Origin of the sequence: Lachnobacterium bovis DSM 14045, assembly GCF_900107245.1 — a bacterium.
Taxonomy (GTDB): domain Bacteria; phylum Bacillota; class Clostridia; order Lachnospirales; family Lachnospiraceae; genus Roseburia; species Roseburia bovis.
Genome location: NZ_FNPG01000008.1, coordinates 1 through 17,543, shown reverse-complemented (window position 1 = coordinate 17,543; position 17,543 = coordinate 1). Strand labels below are relative to the sequence as shown.

The window sequence follows — 17,543 nt, the reverse complement described above, 5'->3', positions numbered from 1 at the left end:
CATATTCTACTCAGCTATCTCTTATGCTTCAGCGAAAAGTTCAATGTCAGCGCTTTCTGCTGTAAGAGTTACGATAGCTTTTTTAGTTTTTGCAGTTTTACCGATTACCATTCCACGACGTTTTTTCTTTCCTGCACAGTTCATTGTGTTTACTTTAGAAACTTTAACGCCTTCGAACATTTCCTCAACTGCATGTTTAATCATAGTTTTAGTAGCTTCTGGATGAACTAAGAAAGTATATTTTTTCTCAGCCATAGCTTCCATACTTTTTTCAGTTACTACTGGTTTGAGGATTACATCATAGTATTTAATATCAGCCATTATGCATATACCTCCTCGATATTCTTTACAGCAGCTTTAGTTACGATAACTGTATCATATTTCAATACATCGTATACATTAAGCTCGTTAACCTGAGCAGTTTTAACTGTATAGATGTTTTTTGCAGATGCAATAACGTTTGCGTTCATTTCATCTAATACAACTAAAGCTTTTTGTGTTTTAAGGTTATTTAAAACTTCAACAAATTTCTTTGTTTTAATTTCATCTAATTTTAATTCATCAACAACAACAAATTTTTCTTCTGAAACTTTTGATGTTAAAACTGATTTTAAAGCGATTCTCTTCTCTTTTTTATTGATTTTGAAAGAGTAATCTCTTGGTGTTGGAGCGAATACCATTCCACCACCTGTCCATTGTGGAGCTCTTGTAGAACCCTGTCTTGCATGACCTGTTCCTTTTTGTCTCCATGGTTTTCTTCCGCCTCCACGAACTTCAGAACGTGTTTTTGCTTTCTGTGTTCCCTGGCGATTATTTGCAAGCTGTTGAAGTACAGCCATGTGAACTAAGTGTTCATTTATTTCTACACCGAATACTGAATCATTTAATTCCATTGATTCAACTTCAGCGCCTTCCATATTATAAACAGCTACTTTAGCCATCGTAAAGTTCCTCCTTTCTTAATTCAAGTGCTTATTTAACCTTGCAAGTCTCTTTAATAGTGATAAGTGACTTTTTAGCTCCTGGTACAGCACCTTTTACTAAAAGTAAATTGTTCTCAGCGTCAACTCTTACAACTTCAAGATTCTGAATTGTAACTTTTACGCTACCCATGTGTCCTGGCATTCCTTTTCCTTTGAATACTCTACTTGGTGTTGAACAAGAACCGTTTGAACCCTGGTGACGGTGGAATTTAGAACCGTGAGCCATAGGTCCTCTGTGCTGTCCTAATCTCTTAATTGCACCTTGGAATCCTTTACCTTTTGAAATTGCTGTTGCATCAATCTTGTCGCCTTCTGCGAAGATGTCAGCTTTAATTTCATCTGCTAATTTGTACTCATCTGCATTTTCAAATTTGAATTCTTTTACAAATCTCTTTCCTGAAACACCTGCTTTTTCAAAATGTCCCATCTGAGCTTTGTTAAGGCCATGTCTATGACCAACTTTCTTGTTTCCATTAGCATCTTTGCTTACAACTTTTGCTACTTTGTCAGCAAATCCTACCTGAACAGCGCTATAACCATCATTTTCAACAGTTTTAACCTGTGTTACTACACAAGGACCAGCTTGTAATACTGTAACTGGTACTAATACGCCATCAGCATTGAAGATCTGTGTCATACCGACTTTTGTTGCTAAAATCGCTTTCTTCATTTCTTTACCTCCTGTTTTCTACAGCGGAACGCTTCTTGCTTATTAATGAATAAATAAGTAGCGGACCCGTTCATCCTAGAGCAGTCAATCTATATTAACTAATCAGGGATATCTTAATTATTCTTTTGAGAAATCTTATTTCTCTTTCATTTTGATATCGATAAATACACCAGCTGGCATTTCTAATCTTGATAATGCATCAACAGTTTTCTGTGTTGGTGTTGTGATATCAATAAGTCTCTTATGAGTTCTCTGTTCGAACTGCTCGCGTGAATCTTTATATTTGTGAACAGCTCTTAAGATAGTAACAACTTCCTTCTTAGTTGGAAGAGGTACTGGACCGCTCACCTGTGATCCGTTCTTCTTTACAGTTTCGATAATTTTTTTTGCTGATGAATCAACTAATTCGTGATCATAAGCTTTAAGAGTAATTCTCATTACTTGACTTGCCATAAAAAAAGTCGCCTCCTTTTCGCACTTTTACTTCAGTACGACAAGCGGTGACTGTACACTTTCCCGTGTGTGTCATTGTTTTAAACACACGTTATCCCTACACTTTGGTAGTCCATATTGTTTGTACAGTGACTTGTCGTCAGTTTCCTAACTTGACATTCGCTCCATGGAAAACCTACCACATAGGTAGCAACCTCACATTTCATCGCTATCAATGTCACAGCAACACCTATTATAACCTAATATTTCCTTTTTTGCAACATATTTTCCCTAATTTTTATTTTTATTTTTCACCAAGTTTTACGAAAAATATGTTGCTTTTTTGTGCACTTTTACATGCCTGATTTATTGTTTTTAATCTTCCTTAATCAACACACTAACGACTTCTATGTGTTTTGTAAAAGGAAATTGATCATATGGTGTCATTTCTTTTACTTTATAATTTTTCTTGGCAAAATAAGATAAATCCCTTTCTAATGTTTCTGGATTACATGAGACATAGACTATTCTGCCTGGAGATAATTTAGCTGCTGCATCTATAAACTCCGAAGTACTTCCACTTCTTGGTGGATCCATAACTACAACATCTATTCTTTCATCCTTGCTTGCAAGTTTAAGCATAAAATCTGTAGCATCTTCATTATAAAACTTAATATTTTTACTATTATTCTTTTTTGCATTTGTAACGGCGTCTTTTATTGCATCAGGATTCAACTCTATACCTATTACTTCTTTTGCTTTTTTACTCATTACTAAACCGATAGTTCCTGTTCCACAGTAAGCATCTATCATTTTCTTTTTCATAGAAGGTTTAGCATATTCAATTGCTTTGTAATAGATTTTTTCTGTTTGTTCTGGATTTACCTGATAAAAAGATGAAGGCGAAATTCTAAATGTCATTCCACATAATTGATCTTCTATAAATCCTTTACCGTATATTACTATGTTTCTTTCTCCAAGAACCATGCTAGTTTTTTTATCGTTAACGTTTATTACAACCGTACTTATATTAGGATTGTTTTTTCTTAATGCTTTAACAAAATTATTTTTTGATGGTAAAATTGGAGACGATAAAACCAATACAACCATGATTTCTTTATTATAGTAACTCTTTCTAACCATAACATGTCTAAGCAAACCATAGCCCGTATCCTCATCATATGTTTTGATTTTGAATGATTTTAGCATTAATTTTATATCGTTAATAATTTTTTTACATTCCAAATCTTCTATTTGACACTCTGGAATATCAACCACATCATGAGTTCCTTCCTTATATGTTCCTGCAATTATTTTACCCTGTCTTGTAAAACTAAATGCAGCATTTACTTTATGTCTATAATTATATGGATTTTTCATTCCTACTATATTATGAATTCTTCCATACTTTCCTAGTAACTTGTTTATATATTTTTGTTTTTTGTTTAATTGTTCTTCATAAGAAATGCCTTGATAATCACATCCTCCACATTTCTTTTTATATTTACAGACTTCCATTTTGTCTCCTTTTTAAAAAGTTTGGTATTTTCTAGCGCCTTTTATTCTAGCACAGCACATTTACTTATTCCAGTTAATTTTTTATAAAAAACATGTTATACTTGCTTTATAAATATTAACAATTTTTCAAAGGAGACCATTATGGATAGACGTGAACAAGCCGTAGTTTTTAAACACAATGGATATAATTGCTGTCAAGCTGTAATCAAAGCATATTCTGATATTACAGGAATGAATGATGAGTTAGTCCGCAACCTAGGCAGTAGCTTTGGCGGTGGAATGGGCTGTTTAGAAGGAACTTGTGGTGCTTTAGTTGGAGCAGGAATTGTTGCCGGATGTGCTAACACAATTACACCTAAAACTCCAGCTAATGGAAAAAAATTATTATCTGCTTTTTCTCAGTCTTGCGGTGATACTATTTGCAAAAATTTAAAAGGTATCGAAACTGGAACTATTCTATGTTCCTGTGATGACTGTGTTAGAAATGCTGTTGATGCACTAGAAAAAGAATTTTTCGAAAAGTAGAAAAGTAATTTATGTGACTTATATCAAGTATTTATTTAAAGGCGTATAAACTTTTTTTATACGCCCTTATTATTATAGTTTTTTATCCTTCTTTATTTTTCATCAACAACCTGGAAAATATAAAATTTCAAATAATAGCTCTCATCCGCTGCCCATAAAATAGGATGATCTGGAGACTGTGTTCTGAATTCAACTTGTTTTAATCGCTTATGAACATTTCTCGCTGCTTGACCAATTGTTTTAGTAAAGAGCTCATAGTCCATAAAATGTGAACATGAACATGTTGCTAAATATCCTCCATCTTTAACCAATTTCATTCCTCTTAGATTAATCTCTCTATAACCTTTTACTGCATTTTTTATAGAACTTTTTGATTTAGTAAATGCTGGTGGATCAAGTATAACTACATCAAATTTTTCTCCTTTTTGTTCTAATTCTGGTAATAATTCAAACACGTCTTCACATTTGAATTTAACAACATCTTCTAAACCATTTAACTTAGCATTCTCAGTAGCCTGATTTACAGCGAGTTCTGAAGCATCAACTCCTGTAACACTTTTTGCGCCTGCAATTCCTGCATTTAATGCAAATGAACCAGTATGAGTAAAACAATCAAGTACTTTGGCACCTTTACAAAGCTTTTGAATAGATAATCTATTATATTTTTGATCTAAAAAGAATCCTGTTTTTTGACCATCTTTAACGTCTACTATATATTTAACACCGTTTTCAATTATCTCCACATTAGTATCAAATTCGTCTCCGATGAATCCTTTTACCTTTTTCATTCCTTCTTTTATTCTTTCTTTGGCATCGCTTCTTTCATAGACACCTTTGATTGTTATATCATCATTTAACAAAATCTCTTTTAATAGTTCAATAATTTTCAGTTTAAATCTTTCCATTCCAAGTGCTAAACATTGTACTACTAAAACATCTGAAAATTTATCAATTACAAGACCTGGTAAGAAATCAGCATCTCCAAATACTATTCGGCAGCTGCTAATATCTACTGTTTTTTTTCTATAATCCCACGCTTCTTGTAATCTCATTCTTAAGAAATCATCATTTATTTCCTGATCAACATTTCTAGTCATCAGGCGAACTCGAATTTTGGAATTTTGATTTATAAATCCACGTCCCATAGGATAACCATCAAAATCATGAACTATAACCATGTCACCATTTTTAAACTTTCCTACGATTGTGTCAATTTCATTATCAAACACCCACAAACCGCCTGATTTTAATATTTTTCCTTGTCCTTTTTTTAAAGTTACTATTGTATGATTTTCCATTTTTTTATCCTTTTTCTATGTATTATTTTAATTTTTATCAGAAAATTTACTTCCAATGTAAATTCCTACGCTAACTAACAAAAGAGCCGCTATACATCTGACGCCTAACAAATCAAGTTCGTTTAGCAATATTGCCGATAATATTACTCCAAAAACCGGATTCATAAAGCCTAAAATTGCAACTTTCGAGACGTCATTATATTGAAGCAACACTCCCCAAAGGGAATATGCCACTGCCGATACAAAAGCCAAATAAAGAAGTATTCCTACACCTCTTAGTCTAAAATCACTTATCTGTGCCCCCATAAGCTCTGCATACATCATCATTAAAAGTCCACCTATCATAAATTGATATCCACAAAGAATGACCGGCTTTTCTGTCTTTGAAAACAGCTTTAAAAAAACTGATGAAAACGCATATGCTACCGTAGATAAAAGTATAAATCCCTCACCTATTGGTGAAAAACTAAAATTAAATCCCTGTCCTGATAAATTCACTATAACCACACCTGAAAAACCAAGAATACATCCCAAAATTTTATTTAATGTAATCTTTTCCATCTTTAGTATTATTGCCGATAAAACTATTGCAACGAAACCACTTATACCTTCAATAATTGATGCCTTTATCCCTGTGGTATGAGCTAATCCTATATAAAAGAAAATATATTGTCCTACCGTTTGAAACATTGCCAATATAAAAATCTTAGAAGCTGACTCAACTTGTGGTTTTAAAATTTTTCTTTGTATTATACTTGCTATTAATATAGTAAGAAATCCTGCCAAAAAGAATCTTACACCTGCGTATAGTATCTGATGATTGGTTTGATGTGCTTTGATATTCATTGATTTATATCCCAATTTAATAGCAGGAAATGCACTTCCCCACAATGCACAGCAAATTAATGCACCAATTACTACAACTATTGTTTTTTTGAAAAACTCATTACTACTCATGATTTTTTCTACCTCCATTTAAGCTCAATAATTGTATCACATATTAATATAAAAATATAGTTATCTTATAAAATACATACAAAGAAAGGGGATAGCATAATATTATTCTCCATATTATGCCAATTAAAAACATGAAAACTATAAGCCTATGTATGATTGTAAAAAATGAATCCAAAGTTTTAAGACGTTGTTTAGATTCCGTTGCACATCTTATGGATGAAATAATAATTGTTGATACCGGCTCAACTGATAACACCAAAAAAATAGCCTTAGAATATACTGACAAAGTTTATGATTTTGAGTGGATTAATGATTTTTCAGCCGCAAGAAATTTTGCTTTTTCAAAAGCCACAAAAGATTACATCTATGCTCCAGATGCTGATGAAGTACTTAACGAAGAAAATCAAAAAAAATTCAAATTATTGAAAGATGCACTTATTGATGACGTTGAAATCGTACAAATGTATTATGTCACTCCATCTTCAAACAATACTGTCCAAAATGCAAAAAAAGAATTACGCCCTAAACTTTTTAAACGATTACGAACTTTTACATGGATTGATCCAATCCACGAAACAATTAATACAACGCCTATAATATTCGATAGTGATATTGAAATACTGCATTATCCAGAAGGAAATCATAGCAAACGAGACTTTTCTATCTTTATTGATTCGTTTAAGAAAAATAAAACTCTTTCTAACAAGATTTTAAGAATGTACGTCAAAGAGTTATATAAATGTGGAAGCGATTCTGATTTTTTAGAGAGTCAAGAAATTTTTTTACATTTCATAGATAACACAGATTGTTTCAAGGAAATATCATGTGCTTTAGCACACTCATATAGAATATTAAAAGATGACGCTAATTTCTTTAAATACGCATTAAAAGATTTTGCAACTGATGCATGTAGTGAAATGTGTTATGAAATCGGCTTATATTATAAGGAAATAAAAGATTACTCCGAGGCAATTATCTGGTTTTATAATTGTGCCTTTGAAGTTGGTCCCATTATCGATGTAGAAATCAGTGGACGACTTGCTTTTTATGAACTATCAAAATGCTATCAAAAGCTATACGATTTGTCTAGACCACGTAATGAAGAATATAAAAAAATGATTGATATCTATAAAGCCAAAGGGGATGAATTTAAATTACCTGAGACACTTTAACTTTCTCTTTCCTCTATTTTTTGACGATTAACCCATTTCTTGTTCTTTCTAGGAAGTGGTGCTTAAATTTTATACCGTGCTCTTTCTCCTTGTAAATTGACTTTATATTTTTTTTATACACATAATATATCTATAAATATGGTTATTTTTATAAAAAACAAAAACAATTTATGTGATTATTAACAATTGTATATTTTTTATAAAAGTAGTATATTTATTTATGACAAAAAAATAACAATTTTTTTGTATAAGGAGTTTATATAAGGAGGAAGAAATGGATTTTTTAAAGGAATACTCTCAAAAACTTGTTTCTGCTGACGAAGCAGTTAAAACAATCAAATCTGGAGATTGGGTTGATTACGGTTGGTGTAATGGCACACCTGACGTATTAGATAAAGCTCTAGCAAAAAGAACAGACGAATTAACTGACGTAAAACTGCGTGGCGGAATTTTACTTAAGCCACTTGCTATTTTTGAACGTGAAGATGCTGGGGAACACTTCACTTGGAACAGTTGGCACATGAGCGGCATCGAACGTAAGTTGGTTTCTCGTGGATGCGCATATTATTCACCAATACGATATTCTGAACTTCCACGATACTATCGTGATTTGGACGTTAAACCCGCCGTTGCAATGTTTACTGTTGCTCCTATGGATGCCCATGGTTATTTTAATTTTGGACCAAATGCATCTCATCTTAAAGCTGTTTGCGATTCATCAGCAAAAGTTATAGTAGAAGTAAATCAAAATATGCCTGTTTGTTTAGGCGGAACTGAAAACTGTATTCATATTTCAGAAATTGACTACATAGTAGAAGGAGATAATTCACCAATTCCTGAATTAAGTTCTGGTGGCCCAACAACTGAGATTGACCAAAAGGTTGCTGAATTAATAGTTAATGAAATTCCAAATGGTGCTTGCCTACAATTAGGCATTGGAGGAATGCCAAACGCTGTCGGTTCACTTATCGCTCAATCTGATTTAAAAGATTTAGGTGTACATACAGAAATGTATGTTGACGCATTTGTTGACATCGCAAGAGCTGGAAAAATTAACGGTTCAAAGAAAAATATCGACCGTTATCGTCAAACTTTTGGTTTTGGTGCAGGTACAAAAAAAATGTATGATTACATCAATGAAAACCCTGAACTAATGAGTGCTCCAGTAAGCTACACAAATGATATTCGCCAGATTTCAGCACTTGATAATTTTATTTCTATTAATAACTGCGTTGATCTTGATTTATACGGTCAAATTAATGCTGAATCAGCTGGAACAAAACAAATCAGTGGTGCAGGCGGACAACTTGATTTCGTATTAGGTGCTTACCTATCTAATGGTGGTAAGAGTTTTATTTGCTGTTCCTCAACATTTACTGATCGTTCAGGAAAAACATATTCTAGAATCAAACCTACTCTTACAAACGGATCTATCGTAACAGATACAAGAGCAAACACTCATTACGTTGTAACAGAATATGGTATTATAAATCTTAAAGGAACATCTACATGGGAGCGCGCCGAAAAATTGATTTCAATTGCACATCCAGATTTCAGAGATGAGCTTATAAAGGAAGCAGAAAAATTAAAAATCTGGAGAAGATCAAATAAATAATATCTTTTAATTTTTGAACACATTGCTTTCACAATTTAGACACAATTAAAAATCAAAAAACTACCAAAGACCCCTACTTAAATTTGGGGTCTTTTTGTAATTACTGCATAATTAAGTAAAATATTTATATATATTTCTTTATATTAAATTGGACTTATTTAATTTTTTGTTTATTTCTTATATTTTTTAGTTTTTTTATCCTTATTTTTTATCTATCTTTCCACTTGTTTTTATATCTATTTTTTTTTAATCTAATTATTATAAGATGGAGGTATAAAAATGTCTACAAAATTTAGAAAATTCAATTTTAAAAAATTAAATTTTCCAAGAAAAAAAGATGATGCACAGCAAACAAATACTGCTAAAAAGCAAATTTCTCCAGAGCGACAAAAACGTATAGATTTCTTAAATAAATACTCTTTACTTTTCCACTTATTACTTTCTTGTGGATTAGTTTTTGTTATAGAATGGATTTCTAGACGTAGCTTGGTATCAGCATGTGGATTCGTTGGAGGTCATACTCTTGCATATTTCTACAATGCATTTTTAGTTTTTGCTTCACTTACACTAGTATATTTATTTAGAAGACGTGCATTCTTCAGATTGATTATTAGTTCGGTATGGTTTTTACTTGGGGTAACAAATGGTGTTATTTTATCAAATCGTGTAACTCCATTTGCTTTTACAGATTTTAAGATGGTATCAGATTTACTTGCAATGACCAACACTCATTACTTTACAATTACACAGGCAATTCTTGTTGTGGCAGGATTAGGATTATTTGTTTTATTCCTTGTTGTATTTTTCATTAAAGGACCAAAATATCAAGGTAAAATCCACTACATTGTTGCTCCTGTTTCTGTTTTAATTATTTTATTTGCAGGTGTTCCAACAATTACAACTGCTGCACAGAAAACACATGTAGTTGCAAGTTATTTTTCGAATATCGCTCAAGGATATGAAAACTATGGCTTTGTATATAGTTTTTCATCAAGCGTTATTGACCGTGGTATGAAAAAGCCACACAATTACAACAAAGAAACAATTGACGCAATTGAAGATAAAGTAAACAGTCAAAAACAAACTACTTCAATCGCTGATAACGAAAAACCAAATGTAATTTGTATTTTATTAGAGTCTTTTTGTGATCCATCAGAGATTAAATTCTTACACACAAATAAAGACCCTATACCAACTTTCCATAAATTAGAAAAAGAATACACTTCTGGATATTTAACAGTGCCTGTAGTAGGTGCCGGTACTGCAAATACAGAATTCGAAGTATTATCTGGCATGAGTATTAAATACTTTGGTACTGGAGAATATCCTTACAAAACTATTCTTAAGGATACTGATTGTGAAAGTGTTGCAGCAGATTTAACAAAAATCGGATATAGCACACATGCTGTTCACAACAATGGTGGTAATTTCTACAGCCGTGTTAATGCATTCTCTAAAATGGGATTTAATTCTTTTACTAGTAAAGAACTTATGAATATCCAAAGTTACACTCCTAACGGAAGCTGGGCAACAGATGATATTCTTGTAAACGAGACAATTAAAACACTTGATTCAACACCTAATCAGCCTGATTTTACTTACACAATTACTGTAAGTTCACATGGTGATTATCCTAAAGATCCAGTTATCGCCAATCCAGAATTCAAAGTTTCTGGTACTTCTAATGAAGCTCAGACTAACCAGTATACATACTATGTTAACCAGCTTCACCAAGTAGATAACTTTATTGCTGATTTAACTGCTGAATTAAGTAAACGTAATGAAAAAACTATAGTTGTTATGTTTGGAGATCATTTACCAACTATGGGACTTCAGGATTCTGATATGAAGTCAGGTGATATTTATAAAACAAAATATATTACTTGGAACAATTTTGGTCTTCCAAAACAAGATGCTGATTTAAAAGCATATCAGCTTTTAGCTAATACAACAAATACACTTGGTATTCATGAAGGAACAATTTTAAACTATCATCAAACACAAATGAATTCTTCTGACTACGAAAAAGGTTTAGAGAATTTACAATACGATTTGTTATACGGTAAACGTTTTGCTTACAATGGCAAAGATTTATATCCAGCAACAAACATCGTTATGGGTATAGATGACGTAACAGTTTCAAATGCTAAGAAATCAATTGATGGTTCACAAGTGATTATTGAAGGTAAGAATTTCACTAAATGGAGTAGGGTTTATATCAATGGTACAAAGGTTGATACCGACTTCTCTTCAGACAAATTATTAACTATCAGCTCAAGTGGTATCAAACCTGGAGATAAGATTGTAGTTAATCAATTAGGTTCAAGCAATACTATATTTAGAAGCTCTAACGAATATAAATATTCAGGCAAATAAAAACGCGATATGATTAATCATACGAATTTAAATACTATTAAGGGATTCTGTATAGAATAAAAAAATAAATAAACATAACCCCCTCTTTAAAGGTTTAATTTAGAGGTTATCCAAAATTTGGAATATCTCTCATAGTCACCAATAAAGAGGGGTTTTATTTATATTTTAATTATGATTCATTGATACTTTTATCAAAATTAAATTATGCTTTAACCTTTTCAGTATTCTGTAATACTTCAATTGCTTTTGATAACATTTCTTCATTATCAATTTCAAAGAATTTTCCTTCATCTGCAATCTGTGCAGCTTCCGGATTAAGTGGTAGCTTGCCTAGTACTTCTATTCCAAGTTCTTTTGCTACATCATCTATATGACTTTCACCAAATAATTTGATTTGTTTACCACAATCTGGACATAGTAAATAACTGAAGTTCTCAACAACCCCTAATACCTTTATATTCATCATATTTGCCATATTATAAGCCTTTTTCACAATCATCTGAACTAATTCCTGTGGTGATGTTACAATAACTATTCCTTCGACTGGAAGAGACTGGAACACTGTTAGTGGCACATCTCCTGTTCCAGGTGGCATATCGACGAATAAATAATCCAAATCTCCCCAACATGTTTCATTCCAGAATTGTTTTACAACGCCAGCAATAACTGGTCCTCTCCAAATAACAGGTGCCTCTTCATTATCCATTAAAAGATTTATAGAAATAACTTTGATACCTTCTTTTGTTTCAATTGGAAGCATTCCTCTATGATCACCAACAACCTGCTCTTTTAAGCCAAACATTTTTGGTATTGATGGTCCTGTTATATCAGCATCAAGTATTCCAACCTTGTAACCTTTTTTTGCCATTTGAACAGCTAATGATGATGTCACAAAAGATTTTCCTACTCCACCTTTTCCACTTACAACACCAATTACATTTTTTATATTTGAAAATGCATTCATAGGCTCTTTAAAATCCTCTTTACTAGCCTGTTGTGTTTGCTCACTTTTTTCTCCTCCATTCCATGTTTTTCCTTGTTTTTCCATGTTTTTCTTTGTTCTAGAAAATGCTTCAAAATTTTCCTTGCTCATTACTTCCTCCTAATTACTCTTACTTTCAACTCTCTTTTTTTTCGTAAAATCAGTATCCATATGAATTACCACAAAATAATCTTCACCAATTTGTTTATTCACTTCTTCTTGTATTTGTTTTTGTAGAATTGCTTCATTAGCATCCATATAATATGGCACAACTACATCAAAAATAATATTAGTATGAGTACTTCCTTTAACAACTCTAAAATCATGAATAGTCATTGAAGATTCTATTTTTAAAACTATAATTTTTATCTTATCTTTCAATTCTATAACATCTTTATCCGATGTTACAACCGGGTCCATATGTATAACGGATATACAATTTAAATCGTTATTTAATTTATTTTCAATATTATCGATTATATCATGTAACTCTATTATATTTCCATCAACAGGAACTTCCGCATGCAAAGATATTATGCGTCTTCCTGGTCCATAATCATGAACCATAACATCATGAACACCTACTATATTTTCATTATAATGTGTCACTATATAGATAATTTTATCAAGAAATTCTGGTTCTGGTGGTTGTCCTAACAACGGATTTATTGTATCTTTTGCTGCTGTATATCCTGCATACAAGATGAAAAATCCAACCGCTACTCCTGCATACCCATCTAAAAAACCATATCCAAACTTGGCTAAAATAGAAACTATTAATACGATGCTCGTTGCAACACAATCACTCAAACTATCCGTTGCAGTTGCAAACAATGACTGAGAGTTAATCTTTTTTCCCACTCTTCTATTATAAAATGCCATATAAAATTTAACAAGGATTGACATTATCAAAACAAGTATTACATACACCGATGTTCTAGCCTCTTGGGGATTTAGTATCTTTAAAAAAGAAGATTGTATCAACTCAACTGCCATTATAATAATAAAAATTGACACAACAAAACCCGAAATATACTCCATTCTACCATGTCCAAACGGATGATTTGGATCTGGTTTTTGTGAGGCCATTTTAAAACCTACCAAGGTAACTACAGAAGCTCCTGCATCAGATAAGTTATTTAGCGCATCTGCCGTAATTGCAATTGAACCACTTATAGTACCAATTATGATTTTAGACAAAAATAACACCATATTCAAAAAAATGCCTAAAACTCCACATAAAATACCATATTCTGTTCTTTTTTTCTCTTGAGAATATTCTGATTTAATAAATATTTTTTCTAAAATACCCATTTTTCCCTCCAAAAAAGTGTGTAACAACACTCTTTATATTGAGTATTATTGCACACTTTTAAGTATTAATCTACTTCATTTCACCAAAATCTTTAAAAGGAAAATAGATAAAGAATCCTTTTCCAATTATATAATCTTTTTTTACATATGTATTTTTCCAAAATCTTGAGTCATTAGAGTTATTTCTATTATCACCCATTACGAAATAGGAATCTTTTGGCACCTTATATTCAAGCGGTCCTGCCATAACGTACCATCTTTCTTTTAAATAATTTTCTTTTAGGGGAGTTTTGGAATCATTTATATATACTTTTCCACTTACTATTTTTATTTTATCTCCAGGTAATCCTATAATTCTTTTAATAAATTTTTGAGACAAATCATCTGGTGCATAAAAAATAATTATATCTCCTCGCTTTGGATTATCAAAAACGTACGCTAATCGATTTCCAAAAATATTGTCGCCAGGTTTAATAGTCCTTTCCATTGAACCTGTTGGAACAATGGCATTGATTATTACATACGTTTTAATAACCATCGCAACAATAATCGCAGCCATAATTATTAGTATCCATCCGAGTAATCTTTGTAGCTGTTTTTTCTTTCTCATTCTTACACTCTCTCTTTATATTTTTTATATATTATATACAGTGTATATTTCGGAAAGAAAACATCTCATATTAAGAAAAATCCCTCTATGTAGATTGTTAAATAATATGCATCATTTGGCATACATATGCATAAACAATCTGCCTACACAGAGGAATTTATCATTTTTTTAATAATATTTTTTATTTTTAATTTTTTTGTTTGATATTTTTTGTTTGATATTTTTTGTTTGATATTTTTTGTTTGATATTTTTTCTTAGTATTGTTTACTTAATACTATAAATATCTTGAATTTACTTTTCTAGCAAATAATTTATTTTAGCAAACACCTTGAGCTAACATTGCATCTGCAACTTTTTCGAAACCTGCAATATTTGCGCCAGCCACATAGTTACCTTCCATATCATAACGTTTTGCAGCATCTGAAATATTATGATAAATGTTTTTCATAATCTGCTGTAATTTACCATCTACTTCTTCAAATGTCCAACTTAATCTCTCACTATTCTGTGACATCTCAAGTGCTGAAGTAGCAACACCACCTGCATTTGAAGCTTTACCACAAATAAATAATACTCCATTATCCTGAAGATATTTAGTTGCATCTAAAGTTGTAGGCATATTTGCGCCTTCACAAACAGCTAATACACCATTTTTAACAAGCTCTTTTGCATCATCTAAGTCTAATTCATTCTGAGTAGCACATGGTAATGCAATATCACATTTAATATTCCATACTCCGTGCTCACCATTCTTTTTCTCGTGATATTCTGCACTCTTACGAGCTGCTGCATATTCTGTTAATCTTGCACGTTTAACTTCTTTTACTTCTTTTAATAATTCAACATCAATTCCCTCTGGATCATAAATCCAACCAGTAGAATCAGAACATGTTACAACCTTTGCACCTAACTGCTGTGCTTTTTGAATAGCGTAAATTGCAACATTTCCAGCACCTGATACTACTACTGTTTTATCCTTAATATCCATATCGTGATCTTTTAAAAGTTCTTCTGTAATGTATACAAGGCCATATCCTGTAGCTTCAGTACGAGCAAGTGAACCACCATAGCTTAATCCTTTACCTGTAAGAACACCTTCGTATGTTCCTTTTATTTTCTTGTACTGTCCAAACATGTATCCAATTTCTCTTGCGCCTGTTCCAATATCACCAGCTGGTACATCTACATCAGCTCCAATATATTTGCACAATTCTGTCATAAAGCTTTGGCAAAATGCCATAACTTCTCTATCAGATTTTCCTTTAGGATCAAAATCAGAACCACCCTTACCTCCACCAATAGGAAGTCCTGTCAAAGAATTTTTGAAAATTTGTTCAAAGCCCAAGAACTTAATAATACCGATATTAACAGAAGGATGTAATCTCAATCCTCCCTTGTAAGGTCCAATAGCATTATTATACTGTACTCTATATCCTGTATTAACCTGTACTTGTCCTTTATCATCAACCCATGGTACACGGAATTTAATCTGACGATCTGGCTCAACTAGTCTTTCAAGCAATGCTTCTTTTCTAAATTTTTCCTCATTTGCATCAATAACAGGTTTTAATGACTCTAAAACTTCTTCTGCTGCCTGTAAAAATTCAGGTTCTGATGCATTTTTTTCTTTAACTCTTTTTAATACCTCATCTACATAACTCATCTTCCAATTCTCCTTTTGTGTATAAAAATATTACTTCTTCTCTATATTAAAGCTTTTTTTAGAATTTGTAAATATTTTTTTCTTTATTTCTGTATATTTTCACAGTTGTAAAGTGCTTTTACATCAATTTTCTATAATAATAATATATTTTATACACAACTTGACTTTATTCAAAAAAAATATTAAAGTTTTATCTGGATTGAAATATATTCGATTTTATGTTTTATAGTTATGGAGGAATAATTAAAATGTCACTATTTTTAAAATCTAGTACCGCAAATGATGGTACTTACTCATTCACCTTATTAGGTAATATATCAATTGTAGTTTTAATAATCGCTATTTTGTTACTTTCCTGTGCTTTCTTTGGGAAAAAACTAAAACTTAGTCCTAAACAACTTGCATTTACATCTGTAACACTTGCAATTGCTTTTTTAGCCTCATTTATCAAACTTTTTAATTTACCAATGGGCGGTTCTATTACTCTTTTTAGTATGCTTTTTGTAACACTAATAGGCTATTGGTATGGCATAAAAATAGGTATAACTGCCGGAGTAGCTTTCGGACTTTTGCAATTAATTGTTAATCCTTACATCATAAGTTTACCACAAACTATTACTGATTATATTTTAGCATTTGGTGCTTTAGGATTATCTGGTATCTTTACCAATTCAAAACACGGTTTAATAAAAGGCTATATTGCTGGAGTTTTTGGAAGATTTGTATTTGCTGTTCTATCAGGTGTTATATTCTTTAGCTCCTATACATCATTTTTAGGAATGACAAACTCATTTGCATATTCCATTGCATACAACGGCATATATTTATTTTCAGAAATGGCTTTAACACTTGGTCTATTGGCTCTTTCTAGTTGCAGCAAAAGCTTCACCAATGGCTTATCATACATTACAAAGCTCGCAACAGGCGAAAACATGCCAGCACAATTATTTTAGTGAAACGCATAATAATTCTGCAAAAACTATATTAAAACTTTGTTATCAAAAGTTTTAGCTTGGAAAAAATTTACAATTTAATTGTTGTAATAAGTTTTTTTATAAGAAAAAAGGACATTGCCTATTTGATAAAAATTGAGGTGACCCCTCAAAGTTAGACTTTTTTACGAGACGACTTCGGTCGTCTCGTTTTCTTTATGCAGCTAAAAGATGGTGCCTGTATTGAACAGGACTCATCCATCCTAACTTTTCTTTTATTCTCTCTTCATTGTAATACTTTATAAACCGTTCTATTTCCGATTTTAATTCCTCATAACTATAGTAAACAACACCATAGTATATCTCTTGCTTAAGTAAACCAAAGAAATTCTCCATTATCGAATTATCAAGGCAGTTCCCTTTCCTGGACATACTTTGAAATATTCGTTCTTCTTTTAGTCTATGCGAGTATGCTTTCATCTGATAAGCCCAACC

General features: G+C 31.8%; 17 protein-coding genes. 5 read left to right on the top strand and 12 right to left on the bottom strand.

Annotation, left to right across the window (positions count from 1 at the left end; all coding sequences use genetic code 11):
* Positions 1-21: 21 nt before the first annotated feature.
* The 5 genes from rplW to rlmD all read right to left on the bottom strand — a co-directional run bounded on the left by rplW (position 22) and on the right by rlmD (position 3,603).
* Positions 22-321, bottom strand: coding sequence for a 50S ribosomal protein L23 (rplW, locus tag BLV79_RS03645; RefSeq protein WP_074716278.1), 300 nt, complete (start codon positions 319-321; stop codon positions 22-24).
* Positions 321-941, bottom strand: a complete 621-nt coding sequence (rplD, locus tag BLV79_RS03640; protein WP_074716275.1) for a 50S ribosomal protein L4 — start codon at positions 939-941, stop codon at positions 321-323. The genes rplW and rplD overlap by 1 nt, the downstream gene beginning before the upstream one ends.
* A 31-nt stretch (positions 942-972) precedes the next feature.
* A complete protein-coding gene (rplC, locus tag BLV79_RS03635; protein ID WP_074716274.1) occupies positions 973-1,653 on the bottom strand; it encodes a 50S ribosomal protein L3 in 681 nt (226 codons plus the stop codon).
* Between the two features lie 135 nt (positions 1,654-1,788).
* The gene (gene rpsJ, locus BLV79_RS03630; protein ID WP_074716272.1) at positions 1,789-2,106 is read right to left on the bottom strand and encodes a 30S ribosomal protein S10; all 318 of its coding nucleotides are present in this window, start codon (positions 2,104-2,106) and stop codon (positions 1,789-1,791) included.
* A gap of 354 nt (positions 2,107-2,460) precedes the next feature.
* The gene (rlmD, locus tag BLV79_RS03625) at positions 2,461-3,603 is read right to left on the bottom strand and encodes a 23S rRNA (uracil(1939)-C(5))-methyltransferase RlmD (RefSeq protein ID WP_074716270.1); all 1,143 of its coding nucleotides are present in this window, start codon (positions 3,601-3,603) and stop codon (positions 2,461-2,463) included.
* 141 nt (positions 3,604-3,744) lie between these two features.
* Between rlmD and BLV79_RS03620 the strand changes: the two genes are divergently transcribed.
* Entirely contained in the window at positions 3,745-4,128 is a 384-nt protein-coding gene (locus BLV79_RS03620) for a C-GCAxxG-C-C family protein (protein WP_074716268.1), read from the top strand.
* A 92-nt stretch (positions 4,129-4,220) separates the two neighbouring features.
* Here BLV79_RS03620 and BLV79_RS03615 read toward each other — a convergent pair whose 3' ends face one another.
* Together BLV79_RS03615 and BLV79_RS03610 are read right to left on the bottom strand one after the other, a co-directional pair.
* Positions 4,221-5,426 carry a class I SAM-dependent rRNA methyltransferase gene (locus tag BLV79_RS03615; RefSeq protein ID WP_074716266.1) on the bottom strand — a complete coding sequence of 402 codons (1,206 nt, stop codon included), beginning with the start codon at positions 5,424-5,426 and terminating at the stop codon, positions 4,221-4,223.
* A 27-nt stretch (positions 5,427-5,453) separates the two neighbouring features.
* Entirely contained in the window at positions 5,454-6,383 is a 930-nt protein-coding gene (locus BLV79_RS03610; RefSeq protein ID WP_074716264.1) for a DMT family transporter, read from the bottom strand.
* Positions 6,384-6,499: 116 nt separating this feature from the next.
* Between BLV79_RS03610 and BLV79_RS03605 the strand changes: the two genes are divergently transcribed.
* The 3 genes from BLV79_RS03605 (at position 6,500) to BLV79_RS03595 (ending at position 11,546) form a co-directional block, all read left to right on the top strand.
* Positions 6,500-7,555: a glycosyltransferase family 2 protein gene (locus BLV79_RS03605; RefSeq protein ID WP_242871427.1), complete on the top strand. Its 1,056-nt coding sequence runs from the start codon at positions 6,500-6,502 to the stop codon at positions 7,553-7,555.
* A 274-nt stretch (positions 7,556-7,829) separates the two neighbouring features.
* Positions 7,830-9,170, top strand: a complete 1,341-nt coding sequence (locus tag BLV79_RS03600; RefSeq protein ID WP_074716262.1) for a butyryl-CoA:acetate CoA-transferase — start codon at positions 7,830-7,832, stop codon at positions 9,168-9,170.
* A gap of 279 nt (positions 9,171-9,449) precedes the next feature.
* Positions 9,450-11,546 (top strand): LTA synthase family protein, encoded by a 2,097-nt coding sequence (locus tag BLV79_RS03595; RefSeq protein ID WP_083354430.1) that lies wholly within the window; start codon positions 9,450-9,452, stop codon positions 11,544-11,546.
* 202 nt (positions 11,547-11,748) lie between these two features.
* Here BLV79_RS03595 and BLV79_RS03590 read toward each other — a convergent pair whose 3' ends face one another.
* The 4 genes from BLV79_RS03590 to gdhA all read right to left on the bottom strand — a co-directional run bounded on the left by BLV79_RS03590 (position 11,749) and on the right by gdhA (position 16,116).
* A complete protein-coding gene (locus BLV79_RS03590) occupies positions 11,749-12,594 on the bottom strand; it encodes a P-loop NTPase (protein WP_083354436.1) in 846 nt (281 codons plus the stop codon).
* Between the two features lie 54 nt (positions 12,595-12,648).
* Positions 12,649-13,842 (bottom strand): cation diffusion facilitator family transporter, encoded by a 1,194-nt coding sequence (locus tag BLV79_RS03585; protein WP_074716261.1) that lies wholly within the window; start codon positions 13,840-13,842, stop codon positions 12,649-12,651.
* Between the two features lie 70 nt (positions 13,843-13,912).
* On the bottom strand, positions 13,913-14,452 hold the full coding sequence (gene lepB / locus BLV79_RS03580) for a signal peptidase I (RefSeq protein ID WP_074716259.1): 540 nt from the start codon (positions 14,450-14,452) through the stop codon (positions 13,913-13,915).
* Positions 14,453-14,769: 317 nt separating this feature from the next.
* The gene (gdhA, locus tag BLV79_RS03575) at positions 14,770-16,116 is read right to left on the bottom strand and encodes an NADP-specific glutamate dehydrogenase (RefSeq protein WP_074716257.1); all 1,347 of its coding nucleotides are present in this window, start codon (positions 16,114-16,116) and stop codon (positions 14,770-14,772) included.
* Positions 16,117-16,364: 248 nt separating this feature from the next.
* Here gdhA and BLV79_RS03570 point away from each other — a divergent pair, with 248 nt between their 5' ends.
* A complete protein-coding gene (locus tag BLV79_RS03570) occupies positions 16,365-17,069 on the top strand; it encodes an energy-coupled thiamine transporter ThiT (RefSeq protein ID WP_074716255.1) in 705 nt (234 codons plus the stop codon).
* Between the two features lie 195 nt (positions 17,070-17,264).
* On the opposite strand, the gene BLV79_RS03565 is transcribed toward BLV79_RS03570, so the two are convergent.
* Positions 17,265-17,543, bottom strand: a 279-nt coding sequence (locus tag BLV79_RS03565; protein ID WP_143470205.1) for an IS3 family transposase, incomplete at its 5' end; no start/stop codon positions are given.